Here is a 15,748-nt window from a genome sequence, read left to right on the forward strand (position 1 = left end):
ACCTACAAGATTTAGCTTGTAGGTTTTCTTTTTTAATACCCTTTAATTATGTGGAAAAATCACCCTAAAGCACTTCCTTATTTGTTTTTGTCCGAAATGTGGGAACGATTCGGTTACTATTTAATGATTGGAATTTTTACGCTGTATCTCAAAGATGTAGAAGCTGGTTTTTCGATGACCGAAAAAGAAGCCTCTGATTTGTATGGGACTTTTATTGCCTTGGTGTTTTTGACGCCTTTTATTGGCGGACTGATCGCGGATCGTTATTTGGGCTACAAAAAATCAATTGTTATTGGTGGTTTAATGATGGGGGCTGGTTACCTTATTATGGGCGTGCATAGTGTCCCCATGCTATATACTGCTATGACCTTAGTTATTGTAGGGAATGGTTTTTTTAAACCTAATATTTCGACGCTTTTAGGTAATTTTTATAATGACGAGCCATTTAAATCGAGAAAAGACGAAGGCTACAATATCTTTTACATGGGGATTAATGTGGGGGCTTTTATTTGTAATTTCTTTGGTGCGGCACTAAAAATAATTTTTGGTTGGCAAGAAGCTTTCATGGCAGCTGGAGTTGGAATGTTTATAGGAGTTTTGGTATTTTTGTTAGGAGCCAAACATTATGGCGATAAAACCGAAAAGAAAGGCGTACAACCTGGCGATATGCCTTTTTACAAAATTGTACTTTTTATCTTAGTACCCTCCATAATTTTCGGTGTGATCGGTTGGTTGGTCAAAGGTATTGCTTCGGATACTAATTTGGATAGTGCTGTTTTTGGGTCGGATAGTACCGATGCTTTTGTTTTTGCGTGTATACCCGTGATTTTCTTTTATGCTAGTCTTTATTTCAAAGCGAAGCCTGAAGATAAACGTCCTATCGGCGCATTGCTTTCAATTTTTGCGGTTGTGATTTTGTTTTGGGCCGTTTTCAAGTTAAACGGTTCGGCACTCAACAATTGGGGAGACAAATATACCGATCGTACGTTGACAGGGGTGTCACAACAAATAGGTTCGAGTCTGAAACTTACCGAAACGTTGACCTATACAAAGGATTCGGTAGCCTTGTATGATGCGGCATTTAGAATTCAGAAAAAGGACGGTAATGTTGTTAAAACGGTTGATTACCCTTTGTATTTTCGTAACGTTGCCCCAGATAAATTGCCCATTGAAGGTAGTACAGTGGCCACCTGGTCGGCCAATTTGAGCCAATCGATTAATCCAGGTTGGGTTATACTGTTAACCCCTTTGGTAGTTGCCTTTTTCACCTTTTTGCGTAACCGTCAAAAAGAACCTTCAACACCCACCAAAATTGCTTTTGGTTTGTTGATTTCAGCTTTATCGGTCTTGGTTATGGTGGCTGCGGTTCATATTGGCAATAATGGCGCAGAGAAAGTTTCCGTATGGTGGTTGGTAGCTAATTATGGTGTGATTACCATTGGAGAATTATTTTTAAGCCCGATGGGATTATCGGTAGTATCTAAATTGAGTCCAAAAAACATCACCTCTTTGATGATGGGCGGTTGGTTTTTGGCTACTTCAATCGGAAATAAATTAAGCGGTGTTTTAGCCAGCATGTGGGATACGTATGAAAATAAAGCCAATTTTTTCTGGATTAATTTTGGATTGCTTCTTTTTGCTTCAGCACTGATGTTTGCTTTGGTTAAGGAGCTTAATAAAGTAATGAAAGAAAAAGGAATTAACTAAAAAGAAAGAACCATGGAATCCAAATTGACCTTAGCCGAAATTCAAAATTTCAAAGGGAAATACCCAAAGCAATTGTGGTATTTGTTCTTTAGCGAAATGTGGGAACGATTTTGTTTTTATGGCATGCGCGGTATGTTGGTAGTCTTTATGGTGAGTCACCTTGGTATGAACGAGCGCATAGCCAATTTGCAGTATGGGGCAACCCAAGCTTGGGTGTATGCGTTTACTTTTATTGGAGGTTTGTTTGCCGATAAGATTTTAGGGTTGCGCAAATCGCTCTTTTGGGGTGGAATCCTCATGATTATTGGAAGCGTAATTCTGGCTTTAGACCCAAAGAATTTTTTCTTTATTGGTCTTGGCTTCACCATCGTTGGAACAGGTTTTTTTAAGCCCAATATATCCTCTATGGTCGGGCAGTTGTATCCTGAAGGAGATCCAAGACGAGATGCTGGATTTTCATTCTTTTATATGGGGGTGAATTTAGGGGCGTTGATTGGAGGGTATCTTTGTATCGCTGTGGCCGAAGGATCCATGTGGCAAGCTTTGGTTCCGGAACATTTGAGATGGAATGTTGGTTTCGGATTTGCAGCCGTAGTGATGATCATTAGTTTATTGACTTTTACTCAAACCCAAAAAAGTTTAGGCCCTATTGGACTTTCTCCTCTAAAAGAAATGGTAGTCTCTAAGCGCAAACAATTGGAAATAGTAACGTATGTTGGATCTTTGCTTGTAGTGCCATTAATAATTGTGATGGTGGCAAATACAAAGTATACAGATTATTTTATGATTTGTATCGGTCCTGCTTCAGTTTTGTACTTGTTTTATGAAATGAAGAATTTTTCTTTAGCCGAAAACAAAAAGCTATTGGCTGCTTTGATTTTTATTATTTTCTCCATTTTCTTTTGGGCATTTTTCGAACAAAGTGGCGGGTCCTTAAGTTTATTTGCTGTAAACAATTTGAACAATACAATTGCTGGTGTGGAATTGAGTCCTAATGGTGTGAATAATTCCGCCAATTCATTGTTTGTGATTGGTTTTGCTGCTTTGGTGGGCTTGGTTTGGCTTTGGTTGGACAAAAGAAAAATGGAACCCAACACCGTGATTAAGTTTGGCCTAGCCTTTTTGTTCTTAGCAGGAGGATTCTGGGTATTTTATTACACCAAATTTTTTGCTGATGGTTTTGGGAGAACTTCTTTAGGGATTTTTACTTTTGGATGGTTTGTCATCACTTTGGGAGAATTGTGTTTGTCACCCATAGGAATGTCGGCCATGACTAAGTTGTCGCCAGCAAAAACACAAGCCGTTATAATGGGTATGTGGTTTTTGGCAAGTGCTTATGGGCAATATTTTGCGGGTATTTTAGGTGCTAACATCGCAGAAGCGTCGGAGCAATCGAGCAATATAGAGAAACTTAATGTGTATGCCGACGGTTATTTGCAATTGGCCATTTATGCTTTAATTGCTGGAGTTCTGCTTATTTTACTTTCACCTTTGGTTCGAAAATTGATGCAAGAAGTAAAATAGCTCCTGATAAGGCAATTAATTTTTATATACATTTGTATTACTGAAAGTATTACAAAACGATGCAACGAAACTGAATGTTATCACAATTCGACAATCAAAATAAAATAAACTTATGAAAAAACTACTCTTTTTATTTTTCTTTGCCTTTATTGCACTACTGGGAAAAGCGCAAAGTACTAATGACAACGAAAAAGCGTCTGACTTAAAATGGTTTACCAATGTAAACGAAGCCATAAGCGTGAGTCAAAAAGAGAAAAAACCCATGCTTCTTTTTTTTACCGGAAGTGATTGGTGCGGTTGGTGTATCCGTTTGCAAAAAGAGGTGTTAAAAACTTCAGAATTTGCACAATGGGCTAAAAAAAATGTAGTGTTAGTAGAATTAGATTTTCCTCGAAAGCCTTATCAAACGGAAGAAATTAAAAAACAAAATGCCGCTTTGGAACAAGTTTTTCAAATTCAAGGCTATCCTACGATACATTTTGCAAAAGCAGTTAAAAACAAAAATGGACAAATAAATTTTCAAGGCTTAGGCAGTACGGGTTATGTAGCCGGAGGACCATCGGCCTGGTTAGCGGTTGCCAATGGTTTTATCGCCAATAAAAAAGCTTAAATACAGCTGGCTTTAGGAGCATACTAAAGTTACTGTGTGCTCGATGATTTTATAACAAAGTATCCCTTTTCGGCAGTAGCATGGAAAGGGATATGTTGTTTTTGGCAACTCGTTTTCCATCTTTCTATGAGTTTACGATAATTGGACGCATCGGCTATCACCATTTTGGGGTGATAGTTTAGTAAGGCTCTATCTAAATTAATTTTTGGTCCCTTAGAAAGTACTAAAATGTCGCAGTTTGGTGCTGAGGGGAGAATTGAAGTGCTGTCTACCAGAAGAATTTTTTGTCCGTTAAAGGCATAAGTATTTCTTGTGGGGAAAATTGTTTGAACCTCACTAAATACACCTGTCGCGTAATTTTGTAATGTTGTATAGGGGTAACTATTTTTTGTTAGTTTTTCGTTGGTATACACCTTGATCTTATCCCTTGTTCTCTCGCATATTGTAGTTGCTTTTGGCGTGTGTAATACAACCCATTCGTTATCATTTTGTTGTTGTATTTTAATTGTAATGTATAGTATTTGTAGCCAAACAATCGCTAGTAATACTGCTAGGCTGTTGTGAAATTTGGGATTTTGCACCCAAACAAAAAACGAAATAATCAACAAGTAAAACCCTATAAGCAAGCCAATCGAAAATGATATATTTTCAAAAACCATTTGCTCTACAGAGGCTACCCAATGAATGATTGCATTCATGATTTGTATGCCCCAATCCAACGGATTTAGTAATAACATGGGAACTTTTGAAAAAATGGCAATGATCATCACGATGACCCCAAGAATCATGATTACACTTAAGAGGGGAAGTATGAATAAATTGGTGACAAAAAATAAGCCTGGAAATTGATGGAAATAATACAAACTTAATGGTAATGTCCCGATTTGTGCCGCGAATGAAACCGTAAGGATGTTCCAAAAGAATAGTGCCACTTTGTTTTTTACAAGAAAAATACTTGCCAACAAGGGTTGTAGCCAAACAATGAAGAATAAAGCGGCATAACTTAGTTGAAATCCAACATCAAAAATTAAGTATGGCTGCCACAATAGGATAAGTAAAGCGGATACTATTAATGTGTGATAGATGTTGCTGTTTTTATGCCAATAGTTCCCAATAGCCACGAAAGCAAACATGGTGACCGAGCGAAGCACAGAAGGGGCTAATCCTGCTAACACACCAAAAGTAGCCAAACTCAATAAGGAAACCATCAACTTCAAAAATCGACCTCTTGGGGTATTGGGAATGGGACTCAAAATGAAATTCAAAAAAAGCACAATACAGCCTATGTGTAATCCCGATACGGATAATATATGTACTGCTCCCGCATATTGATAGTCTTTAATGGTTTTAGAATCAATATCTTGTTGTTGACCAAGTAGCAAAGCCATTACAATGGCCAAGTTTTGATTGTTAATTCCACTTTGTTTTAAATTTGTTGCGATGGTATTCCTAAGTGCTGAAGTGTAATACCAAAGGTTTTTTTGCGGTTCTTTTTGAAATTGAATCTCCTCAGGGTGGGCAAACAATTGGGCATAGATTTGTTTTTGATTCAAATACGAAGCATAGTTAAACTCATAAGGATTTTTAGGGGAGGGGTTCGGAAGCAGCGATCCGTTTAACTGTATCTTTGTTCCAATTCCAATTTCTGTTGTAGAATCGTTTTCAATAGACAGTAGAATTTTACCTTTAACGACTTTATAGTTTATTTGAAAAATCGCTGCAATATAGCGATCATTAGTTGCTGATTTTCTAAGTTTTTCCTGAATGATTGCACGAACACGAACAGGCTTTTCCAATAGATTAGGATATTGAGTGTAATGGTCTTTTTGATAACGCTCTGTGTGAAGCAACAAGACAAAAGCGCCTAAGGCAAGTGATGCAAATAGCAAAACGCCATCTATGAGAACAGCAGGACAATGGATTCTTTTTTTAAGTACAAAACCTATACAAAGAATAACAAGACCACTACTAAATAAGAGTAGGGCAGTAGGTAAAGAAAAGACCCCTTGGTAAGCCAAAAGTAAACCAACGACATAACACGCAAATAGTTTAGTAAGAGGGAATTGTAGGATTTTCATAGTACTAAAATACAATTTTTAGTAAGAAATCACAACATTCTCTTTTTTACTTTTTTAGCTCCGATACAATCAATTGCGCGGTGGTAGTGCTTGCTCCTTTGCCTCCTAATTTTGTTTCCAATACTTGGTAGTTTTCTAAAATTTGCTTGCGTTGATTGGTGTGAAGAATTTTATGTAATTCTTCTTTAATCCGAGTAGTATTGCATTCGTCTTGAATTAATTCGGTGACCACTTCTTGGTCCATGATTAAGTTGACAAGCGAAATGTATTTTAAAGTAATAATACGTTTGGCAATTTGATACGAAATCCAATTGCCTTTATAACACACCACTTCAGGTACTTTAAAAAGTGCTGTTTCTAAAGTAGCCGTTCCTGAGGTAACCAAGGCAGCCGTGGCATGTTGCAATAAATCGTAGGTTTTATTGGATATAAATTTTATGTTTTGAGTAGTAATAAATTGTTGATAAAACGAAAATTCTTGACTTGGCGCTCCTGCTATTACAAATTGATACGCTTTAAAATCATCCACAACGCTTAACATTACGCTCAACATTTTTGTAATTTCTTGTTTCCTACTCCCTGGTAACAGTGCAATAATTGGTAGGTCGTTCAAATCGTTTTCTTTTCTAAAAAGGGTATTGTCTTTTAGAGGGTGGGCTTGAATGGCATCTATAAGCGGATGGCCAACAAAGGCTACAGGAAAGTGATGCTTGTCTTCGTAAAACGTTTTTTCAAACGGAAGAATCACATACATTTTATCAATATCTCGCTTGATTTCCTTGATTCTGCTTTCTTTCCAAGCCCAAATTTGAGGCGAAATATAATAATGGTTTTTAAAACCCAAAGCTTTGGACCATTTGGCTATTCTTAAATTGAAACCAGGATAATCTATAAATACAATCACATCGGGGCGGAAGGTCAAAATATCATTTTTACAAATCTTAATATTATTCAATATAATTCTCAAATTGAAAAGTACTTCGGCAAAGCCCATGAACGCCAAATCGCGATAATGCTTGACCATGGTGCCTCCTACATTTTGCATCAAATCGCCTCCCCAAAAACGAATGTCGGCTAAAGGATCTTCCTGATACAGTGCTTTCATCAAATTGGCACCGTGTAAGTCGCCCGAGGCTTCACCTGCAATTATATAATACTTCATGTGTTGAAATTTGAAAGATTGAATATAGATTTGGTACTAAGTTGGGATAAAAAACAAGTATCCTAGTTTAGATTTCTTTTGTGTGGCTAAATTAGTAAATTGAAAGTAAAACAAATAAGAGGCAAAGGAAATAAAAACCCTTTGCCTCTTATTTTAATTCTTTTTGGATTGGTAAATCAATAACTGTTTAGTTCAACGAATATCTAAAGAAGAGCATGGCACTAAACCATGATTTAGCATCGCCTCCCAAGGCTTCTTTTACTCCTGCACCAGGAATGGTTTGTGCAAAATGGCCATGAAAATACCATTTTCGTGAATGGAAATATTTCCAGGTGAGATTGACTTCTTGTCCGTATGCTTTTTGTGGCATAAAACTCAATGCTGGGTTGCCCCCTACATTGTTGTTATTTGCGGCTTGAAAATAGAAATATTGTGGTACCAATTCTACTTTTTTACTGACTCTTAAACTGCCTTGAATTTTATGAGCAATTACATTACTGTTTTGTACAATTTTAAAATGATTGGCTCCCAATACCCAATCTTCTCCATTTCCTCCCGTTAACAAAGGATCCCATCTTTCAAAGGTTTTGGTGTTGGGATCATCTCCAGAAAAGTAGGCGAATCGGTACAAAAAGGTAGGCGATGCCTTAGCTTTACTAAAACTCCAACCTACTTCGCCATAGCCTGCAAAAGCGGACATGTCAAAATTAGAATTGCGTTCATAGGCTAATTCAGATTTTAGTAAAAGCCCCGGTTTTCCTTGAGTTAAGTTTTTGTAGTATCGTACATTGTAAAGGTTGAGACCCTGGCGCCTGAATACGTCTCCTGTTGGGGTATAATAGCCAAAATCCGATCTTGAAACTTTCAAGTAGGTGAAGCCGACCTTGTGTCCCAAATTGTTTCCAAACTCGGTATTAAATCCGTGCATAACAGTCCTTGAATCGATAATAGGCAACTCATCTGGGTTGATTTGAAAAACTTGCAGCATCAGATTGTTCATTCTGATAGTGGCCAACCCAATATAATCAGCGGCCCATCGAGGATTGAGTTGTAAAGCAGCACGATTTCCACCATTAGAAGCAGTGTTTCTAATAATAAAACCATTACCAATAGTAAATTGTTGCCGTCCTACCGAAAAATTATAGGTCAATACATCTCCTCTAGAGAAGGATTTGGTGCCAAAAAATCCTATATAGGCATCGTCAAAAGCTGAGTGTATACGGGATTGATCTGTGAATAATTCCCTTCCAGCTGTTCCACTTACAATGAAACTTGCTCCTCCATAGAGATACAAATTGCGCTTAGTAGATAGGGCAGTAATACCATAAATTCCGGCAGAACCCCAAGCTTCAATCCAGCCGGTATAGCCTTTTCCGGCAGGGCCATTTACTAGCGGATTGCCTTGTAACATGGCATCGTCTCTAGCGTACCAAGAGTTGTTATTGGAATACAACATTTCTGCCAAAGCAAAGCGGGAAGTGAGCAATGATTTATTGTCCATATACAAAATTGGAAAATCCCTTCCGCCAATCAGTGCACCACTCTTGGCAGGTTTATCTTTTAATGTATCGCTTAGTTTTATTTTTAAAGTTACCGTAATATCTCCTGTTAATGATGGTCGTACTTCGTAAAAAGCATCTTCTACTTCAGGCAATTGTTTTACTTTGGCAGTATAGGCGTCTAATAAAATGGTTCTTACCGTGGTTTGTGGATATACTGGAAAAAGCATATTCACTTTTGCCAACAAACTACTTTGTTTTTGAGCATCTTCTAATGGATTCTCAAATTCAATAAAAACAGATTGAATGTTTTCACCTTCCAAATAATTTCCACTTTCCTGAGCGAAACCAATCTTTAATCCTAAAAAAAAGAATAGGAACAGTAAGCCAAAATTTTTCACAATAAACTTATGGGTTAATAAGCTGTCCATCCTCCATCAGTTGCGTAAGTTCCTCCAGTCAAATTAGATGCTTCATCTGAGAGTAAAAACAAAATCACTGAAGCTTGTTCCCAAGGCGTTGACATTCTGTGTTTGCTGTCATTTTGCATCAACAAACTTTCTGTTTTAGCACCACCCATTCCTGCAATGCCTCTTTTCTTCACTTCCTTTACAAATGCAAACGCTTTATCTGTCATTGGTGTTGAGGTTGCAGCCATGTTAACGGAGTTCACACGAATCCCATAAGGAGCATAATCAATAGCGGCATTTCGTGTCAATCCGTTTACGGCATATTTGCTTGCCACATAAGCCGGATTGCCTGCTAAGCCGGTTAATCCTGCAATTGATCCAACTGTAACTAATGCTCCACCTTTACCTTCTTTTAGTAATTGTTTTAAAACAGCTCGCATAGATTTGAAGGTTCCGGTTGCATTAACATCAAATACAAAATCCCAATAGGCGTCTGTAGCAGCGTCTACTGAAGCTGGTAATAATGCCGTTTGTTTGTCATAATCCAAAGGGTCACCAGAATGTACACCGTCCATAACACCTGCATTTAAAACGGCACCGTCTAATTTGCCAAATTTCTTGATAGTTTCACTAACTAATTTGTTGCAATCTTCGGTGCTTCGAATATCTGTTTTTACATATAATACCTTGCCTCCATTGTTTTCAATGGTTTTTGCAGTTGCTTTACCTTCTTTTTCTAACCAATCGGCAATAACAACCGAGGCCCCTTCTTTGGCAGCTCGAATAGCTGTGGCGCGACCGATACCTCTAGCGCCACCTGTGATAATGATTACTTTGCCTTTTAATCGGTCTTTGGCAAAATAGGTGGAATCAACTGGCGTAATGTCATTCTTTTTTGGGGAGGTTTGTGAATATCCTTCCGAAATAGATAGGAATAATCCAATCAATACGAAACATAAAAAGGGCTTAATGGCAACTAGTGATTTCATAAGTATAGCTTTTAGTGGAACAATTTGTTTTCTATGTGAAGTTACATAAAAAATTAAATAGATGACTTACAAATACTTATAAAAATTTTGAGCTACTCAAAATCTTCCGTTTCGAAACCGTACACGATGATTAAAAAACAACGTGTGTGTAGAATTTAGTATTAAAAGTTTTTAAAATACGGTCTTGAATATCGATTCGATTTAGGTGGCTTTATAGAAAAAATAAGGAGAGCAAAGCCAAAAGCAATACTGCAAATACAACGCCACGCGCCATTATTTCTTTATTGATTTTTAATAAAATCCCGAAAAGAACCAAATCTAACAATGAACCAACAGCAATCAGTTTGCCAAGAAACCCCTGAGTTTTTAAAAAAGTTACTCCGGTGCTAAAATCATAAGAAGTAAAAAAAGTAATAAAAAAGTAACAACCTAAAAAAGCCACCAGCAGTCCTAAGGCAAATCCGTAAAACAAAGCTAATTTATTCATTCCAATTCCAAGTATTTAATAGTTGAATCGAGTGATGAGCGGTTAAATCAAATTGTACCGGCACCACCGAGATGTATCCTTTTTGAAGGGCCCATTCATCAGTATCTTCTCCTTTGTCTTGATTGACAAAGTCACCACTGAGCCAATAATAATCTTTGCCAAAGGGGGTTTGTCTTTTGTCAAACTTTTCAACCCATTGTGCCTTAGCTTGTCGGCAAATTTTTACACCTTTTATCTCGTGTTCTGCTAATTTTGGAAAATTCACATTCAACACGACGCCGTTAGGTAAGCCTTTTTCCAGCGTTTCTAGGGCAATCTTCTTTACAAAGGAAAGTATTGGTTTAAAATCGGCATCCCAACTGTAGTCTAGCAATGAAAATCCTATGGCTGGAATACCTTCAATACCCGCTTCAACAGCTGCACTCATTGTACCCGAATAAATAACGTTTATGGAGGAGTTCGACCCATGGTTGATTCCAGAAACACATAAATCGGGTTTTTGTTTCAAAATTTCCTGAGTAGCCATTTTGACACAATCTACCGGAGTGCCTGAGCAACTGTATACGGTAGTGGCAGCCCCTTCTTTAGAAATTTTATGTAAAGACAAAGTGTTGTTGATAGTAATCGCATGACCCATCGCGCTTTGGGGTTTGTCTGGCGCAACAACAATTACATCACCTATTTCCTGCATCACGCTTATTAATGCTTGTATGCCTGGAGCTGTAACGCCATCGTCGTTGGTGACTAAGATTAGTGGTCTTTTCTTGCTCATCGGATGTTTTTTTTCATCACAAAGATACTAGCATCTTGTCTATTGTGAAGCTGTGGTACGTTTTTTGTTACTTTTTTTTCAAAAAAAGACAATCGCTAGGACATTTTTATATCTTTAACAAAAAATTATATAGAGACAAATTAACTTGGTTTTATCTTTACACTAATTACACATCTTTAGATGAATGCAATACTAAATTTTATGAAGAAGAATTTTAAAATCGTACTTGCCATATTGTGCTTGTCAGGTGCTTTATTTGCTTTTAAAATAAATGGTGCTCGTTTCAACACGGTTGATCCTGAGAAGGATCGACTATTATTGGAATTGCTCACCTTTGTTATAGAAAAAGGGCATTATGATCCTGCCATTATGGACGATGAATTCTCTAAAGGAGTTTATAAAGATTACATTCAAGCCTTAGATCCCTCCAAACGCTTTTTCCTACAATCCGATATAGATGAGTTTGCCAAGTATGAATTGGAAATTGACGATCAAATTCAAAACAAAGATTTGACCTTCTTCGATTTGACTTATACACGTTTAATGACTAGAATGGAGGAAAGCAAAAAGCTGTATAAAACCATCCTAGCTACGCCAAACGATTTTTCTATAGATGAAAACTTTAATACGGACTATGATAAAATGTCATATCCCAAAAACAATGCAGAATTGTCCGAAAGATGGCGCAAACAAATGAAATTGTCGGCTTTGTCTTCCATAACTGAGCGCTTGCGAATGCAAGAAAACAAAACCAAAGGAACGGATTCTACCGTAGTGTCAAAGCCTAAAGAATTAGCGGCCGAGTTAGGAATGGATGCTACTTCAAAAACGGATAAGAAAGAAAAAATTAAAACCTTTGCCGAGCTAGAAGTCGAAAGTAGAAACAATATTGGGAAGTCCTTAGACGAATCTTTTGGTTTCATCAAAGAGTTAACCCGCGATGATTGGTTTACCGTATATATCAATTCGATTATGTCTCGTTTTGATCCTCACACTAGTTATTTTGCTCCAGAAGAAAAAGAGCGTTTTGATGTGAGTATGAGCGGAAAATTAGAAGGAATTGGAGCGCGTTTGCAAAAGAAAAATGATTTCACCGAAATTAGTGAATTGATTTCTGGTGGTCCTGCTTGGAGAGCTCGTCAATTAGAAGCGGGTGATTTAATTCTTAAAGTAGCTCAAGGTAGTGCCGAACCCGTAGATGTGGTGGGGATGCGCTTGGACGATGTAGTGAAAAAAATCAAAGGCCCTAAAGGGACTATTGTTCGATTGACAGTCAAGAAAGTAGACGGGACGATCAAAACCATTTCAATTGTTCGTGATATTGTAGAGATTGAGGAGACCTATGCTAAGTCAAGTGTAGTGGAGAAAAATGGTTTAAAATATGGGGTGATTTACTTGCCTAAATTTTATATCGATTTTGAAAACCGCGACGGTCGTGACGCTGGTAAAGATATTGCGTTAGAAGTTGAACGTTTGAAACAGGCCAAAGTGAATGGAATTGTATTGGATGTGAGAGACGACGGGGGAGGGTCTTTGTCTACGGTTGTTGATATCGCAGGGCTTTTCATTCAAGAAGGTCCTATTGTACAAGTGAAATCTTCTGGAAAGAAAAAAGAAATTTTATATGATACCAATCCTAAAATTGCATGGGACGGTCCATTAGTAATTATGGTGAACAGCTTTTCGGCATCAGCATCTGAAATATTGGCGGCTGCCATTCAAGATTACAAACGTGGAATTATCATTGGTAGCAAACAAACTTACGGAAAAGGAACGGTTCAAAATGTAATTGATTTGAATCAATTTGTACGCAACAGTTCTGTTGGAGATTTAGGTGCCTTGAAAACAACCACTCAGAAATTTTATCGTATAAACGGGGGGTCAACCCAATTAGAAGGTGTAAGTAGCGATGTGGTGATGCCAGACCGTTATGCGTACCTCAAAATGGGGGAGCGCGATGTAGATAATGCAATGCCTTGGGACAAAATTGACGCAGCCCCTTATTCGTTATGGAAAAACAGTAAAAATTTTGCTTCGGTTATTGCTAATAGTAAAAAGCGAATTGCAGAGAATCCTCAATTCAAATTGATTGAAGATAATGCCAAATGGATTGATAGTAAAAGCAAAGAAAACGATTACAATCTTAATCTAGATAAATTTAAAGCAGCTCAAAATCATGTTGAGGCTACGGCTAAAAAATTCAAACCCATTTTTGATTATAAGAACAATTTAAAATTTACTTCTTTGCCACATGAGTTAGAAGAGTATTTAAAAGATCCTTCTTTGAAAGAAAAACGCGAAAGATGGCATGAATCTTTGGCTAAAGATGTGTATGTTGAAGAAGCATTGAATATTCTGGAAGATTTACAATCGAAACAAGTGGTGAAATCTATGCCCAAGAAAGTAACTAATACGAAACTAGTTAAATCATAAGAGTGTAATTAAAAGTATCAAACGACTTATATAGTGAAACTATTAAGTCGTTTTTTTTATGGCTATGAAAGGATGTTTTTATTTTATTTTTTGGGTATTGCCCCTTTGGTTTTCCAACGTCACGGTATGGAACTCTTTTTCTCAATCCAAAGAGAAAATGGATTGGTTGCCTACTTCGACTACCCATACTATCGTGCAAAATAAATTTTACACCTTGTCCTATAACGAAACCTATGAGCAAGCAGAATGGGTAGCCTATGAATTAAGAAAATCACAACTAGTGAATGCTAAGTATAAACGGCCTTATTTTGTGCAAGACCACAGTATTGCTTCGCTTTCTGCCGATTGGAAAAATTACAAAAACTCCGGTTATGACAAAGGGCATTTGTGTCCAGCTGCAGATCGAGAATACAGTAAAGAAGGATATTATGCTACTTTTTTAACTTCAAATATAGCGCCTCAAAATCATGAATTTAATAGTGGTATTTGGAACCGATTGGAAGAGAAAATACGCTATTGGGCACAGAAATACAATACCCTTTATGTGATTACTGGAGGCGTTTTGCAACCTAATTTGAAAACCATTGGGTACGAAAAAGTAGCAGTTCCTAAATTGTTTTACAAAATTGTTTTAGTGCCAATGCAGGGCGAGTATCGCGCCATTGCCTTTGTTATTCCAAATGCCAAAAGTGATCGTCCGCTGTATGATTATGTGGTTAGTGTTGATCGAGTGGAACAACTCACCGGAATTGACTTTTTCCCAAAGTTTCCCGATGCGCTGGAAAAGGAATTAGAAAAAAAGGTAGACTACAAACAATGGAGCTTTAATTAGTCTACCATTCATTTACTTTGTTAGCATCCATTTTGATGAAAATAAACAACAAAATGGTAAATCCCCACAAACCAGATCCACCGTACGAAAAGAAAGGCAAGGGAATTCCAATGGTAGGAAAAATTCCTGCTACCATGGCAATATTAACAAAGAAGTGAAGAAACAAAATGGCTGCAACCGAATAGCCGTAGACGCGACTAAATTTGGTCTTTTGTCTTTCGGCTAGGTAGATGATACGCATCAATAGTAACACAAAGAGGCCAATGACTACTGTGGAACCTAAAAATCCCCATTCTTCTCCAACGGTTGTAAAAATATAATCGGTGTGTTGTTCCGGTACAAACCCTCCTTTGGTTTGCGTACCTTCCAAAAAACCTTTACCCAACCAACCCCCGGAACCAATGGCAATCTCTGATTGATTGGTATTGTATCCAATACCTTTCATGTCTACAGCTTTTCCTAAAAGGATGTTGAAACGGTCTCTGTGGTGTTGTTTGAATACGTGGTCAAACACAAAGCTTACCGATAACACAAACCCCGTAATTAAAGCTAAAAAGATCATGCTTCTAAGCACATTTCGGTCTGCTAATCGTGATTTGAAATGAATCAAAGTCAAAACCACGGCGGCTAATAAGATGACTACATAGGATTCTAATAGCAAAGTAAGTACAAATAACAAAATCACGGTAAATCCTGTCCATACATACCAAGCAGGCAAACCTTCTCGATACAAAACCAAAATAAAAACACTATACACCATGGCGCTCCCTGGATCGGGTTGAGGTAAGATCAACAAGACAGGTAAGAAGACTATTGCCAGCGCTTGAATCTGGCGGTTCATTTCTTTTAAGTTGATGATAGGATCACTAAGGTATTTTGCAATTGCTAAGGCGGTAGCCGCTTTAGCAAATTCTGAGGGTTGCAAAGTAAAACTACCAATGGCGTACCAGCAGCGTTGCCCTGCAATGGTTTTTCCAGCGACAAACAAACCTAGTAAGGATACCAAAGAAATAACAAAAATAATCGAAGCATATTTTTCGTAGAATTTGCCATCAACGGCCAATACCGTAAAAATTAAGGGGATGGCAAATACAATAAAAATCAATTGTTTAAATGAAGTGCCGTCCTCTGAAGATAATGAGGAAGAATATATGTTCAACCATCCTAAAAGAACTAATAGGATGTAAATAAGAACACAAATCCAATCGATATTACTTGTTACACTTTGATTCTTCATTTTATGTC

The 15,748-nt window shown here is 37.4% G+C and carries 12 protein-coding genes; 5 read left to right on the top strand and 7 right to left on the bottom strand.

The features are described 5' to 3' along the window. The first annotated feature begins 48 nt into the window (after positions 1 to 48). The 3 genes from ACZIX2_RS05495 to ACZIX2_RS05505 all read left to right on the top strand — a co-directional run bounded on the left by ACZIX2_RS05495 (position 49) and on the right by ACZIX2_RS05505 (position 3,841). Positions 49 to 1,707 carry a peptide MFS transporter gene (locus tag ACZIX2_RS05495; protein WP_463339081.1) on the top strand — a complete coding sequence of 553 codons (1,659 nt, stop codon included), beginning with the start codon at positions 49 to 51 and terminating at the stop codon, positions 1,705 to 1,707. 12 nt (positions 1,708 to 1,719) lie between these two features. Continuing rightward, a complete protein-coding gene (locus ACZIX2_RS05500) occupies positions 1,720 to 3,231 on the top strand; it encodes a peptide MFS transporter (RefSeq protein ID WP_463339082.1) in 1,512 nt (503 codons plus the stop codon). A gap of 112 nt (positions 3,232 to 3,343) precedes the next feature. Then, positions 3,344 to 3,841 (top strand): thioredoxin family protein, encoded by a 498-nt coding sequence (locus tag ACZIX2_RS05505; RefSeq protein WP_463339083.1) that lies wholly within the window; start codon positions 3,344 to 3,346, stop codon positions 3,839 to 3,841. Positions 3,842 to 3,870: 29 nt separating this feature from the next. Here the strand turns inward: ACZIX2_RS05505 and ACZIX2_RS05510 are convergent, their stop codons facing one another. The 6 genes from ACZIX2_RS05510 to surE form a co-directional block, all read right to left on the bottom strand. Next, positions 3,871 to 5,919 carry a ComEC/Rec2 family competence protein gene (locus ACZIX2_RS05510; RefSeq protein WP_463339084.1) on the bottom strand — a complete coding sequence of 683 codons (2,049 nt, stop codon included), beginning with the start codon at positions 5,917 to 5,919 and terminating at the stop codon, positions 3,871 to 3,873. Between the two features lie 46 nt (positions 5,920 to 5,965). After that, positions 5,966 to 7,081, bottom strand: coding sequence for a lipid-A-disaccharide synthase (gene lpxB, locus ACZIX2_RS05515; protein WP_463339085.1), 1,116 nt, complete (start codon positions 7,079 to 7,081; stop codon positions 5,966 to 5,968). 187 nt (positions 7,082 to 7,268) lie between these two features. Next, complete coding sequence (locus ACZIX2_RS05520) at positions 7,269 to 9,011, bottom strand: hypothetical protein (protein ID WP_463339086.1); 1,743 nt, start codon at positions 9,009 to 9,011, stop codon at positions 7,269 to 7,271. Beyond that, the gene (locus ACZIX2_RS05525) at positions 8,996 to 9,979 is read right to left on the bottom strand and encodes an SDR family NAD(P)-dependent oxidoreductase (RefSeq protein WP_463339087.1); all 984 of its coding nucleotides are present in this window, start codon (positions 9,977 to 9,979) and stop codon (positions 8,996 to 8,998) included. Before ACZIX2_RS05525 ends, ACZIX2_RS05520 begins: the two co-directional genes overlap by 16 nt. A 211-nt stretch (positions 9,980 to 10,190) precedes the next feature. Continuing rightward, the gene (locus ACZIX2_RS05530; protein WP_463339088.1) at positions 10,191 to 10,466 is read right to left on the bottom strand and encodes a hypothetical protein; all 276 of its coding nucleotides are present in this window, start codon (positions 10,464 to 10,466) and stop codon (positions 10,191 to 10,193) included. Next, positions 10,459 to 11,238: a 5'/3'-nucleotidase SurE gene (gene surE / locus ACZIX2_RS05535; RefSeq protein ID WP_463339089.1), complete on the bottom strand. Its 780-nt coding sequence runs from the start codon at positions 11,236 to 11,238 to the stop codon at positions 10,459 to 10,461. Before surE ends, ACZIX2_RS05530 begins: the two co-directional genes overlap by 8 nt. Before the next feature lie 180 nt (positions 11,239 to 11,418). Here surE and ACZIX2_RS05540 point away from each other — a divergent pair, with 180 nt between their 5' ends. Both ACZIX2_RS05540 and ACZIX2_RS05545 read left to right on the top strand, forming a co-directional pair. Continuing rightward, positions 11,419 to 13,671: a carboxy terminal-processing peptidase gene (locus tag ACZIX2_RS05540; RefSeq protein WP_463339090.1), complete on the top strand. Its 2,253-nt coding sequence runs from the start codon at positions 11,419 to 11,421 to the stop codon at positions 13,669 to 13,671. A 58-nt stretch (positions 13,672 to 13,729) separates the two neighbouring features. After that, on the top strand, positions 13,730 to 14,503 hold the full coding sequence (locus tag ACZIX2_RS05545; protein WP_463339091.1) for a DNA/RNA non-specific endonuclease: 774 nt from the start codon (positions 13,730 to 13,732) through the stop codon (positions 14,501 to 14,503). Position 14,504: 1 nt separating this feature from the next. Here the strand turns inward: ACZIX2_RS05545 and rodA are convergent, their stop codons facing one another. Next, a complete protein-coding gene (gene rodA / locus ACZIX2_RS05550) occupies positions 14,505 to 15,740 on the bottom strand; it encodes a rod shape-determining protein RodA (protein WP_463339092.1) in 1,236 nt (411 codons plus the stop codon). Positions 15,741 to 15,748: the final 8 nt, after the last annotated feature.

The sequence above is a fragment of the Flavobacterium riviphilum genome (assembly GCF_055231795.1).

Excerpts from the sequence above, each read along its gene's own strand:
- ACZIX2_RS05495 (WP_463339081.1), top strand. The coding sequence starts at position 49 with ATGTGGAAAAATCACCCTAAAGCACTTCCTTATTTGTTTTTGTCCGAA.
- ACZIX2_RS05500 (WP_463339082.1), top strand. The coding sequence starts at position 1,720 with ATGGAATCCAAATTGACCTTAGCCGAAATTCAAAATTTCAAAGGGAAA.
- ACZIX2_RS05505 (WP_463339083.1), top strand. The coding sequence starts at position 3,344 with ATGAAAAAACTACTCTTTTTATTTTTCTTTGCCTTTATTGCACTACTG.
- ACZIX2_RS05510 (WP_463339084.1), bottom strand. The coding sequence starts at position 5,919 with ATGAAAATCCTACAATTCCCTCTTACTAAACTATTTGCGTGTTATGTC.
- lpxB (WP_463339085.1), bottom strand. The coding sequence starts at position 7,081 with ATGAAGTATTATATAATTGCAGGTGAAGCCTCGGGCGACTTACACGGT.
- ACZIX2_RS05520 (WP_463339086.1), bottom strand. The coding sequence starts at position 9,011 with ATGGACAGCTTATTAACCCATAAGTTTATTGTGAAAAATTTTGGCTTA.
- ACZIX2_RS05525 (WP_463339087.1), bottom strand. The coding sequence starts at position 9,979 with ATGAAATCACTAGTTGCCATTAAGCCCTTTTTATGTTTCGTATTGATT.
- ACZIX2_RS05530 (WP_463339088.1), bottom strand. The coding sequence starts at position 10,466 with ATGAATAAATTAGCTTTGTTTTACGGATTTGCCTTAGGACTGCTGGTG.
- surE (WP_463339089.1), bottom strand. The coding sequence starts at position 11,238 with ATGAGCAAGAAAAGACCACTAATCTTAGTCACCAACGACGATGGCGTT.
- ACZIX2_RS05540 (WP_463339090.1), top strand. The coding sequence starts at position 11,419 with ATGAATGCAATACTAAATTTTATGAAGAAGAATTTTAAAATCGTACTT.
- ACZIX2_RS05545 (WP_463339091.1), top strand. The coding sequence starts at position 13,730 with ATGGCTATGAAAGGATGTTTTTATTTTATTTTTTGGGTATTGCCCCTT.
- rodA (WP_463339092.1), bottom strand. The coding sequence starts at position 15,740 with ATGAAGAATCAAAGTGTAACAAGTAATATCGATTGGATTTGTGTTCTT.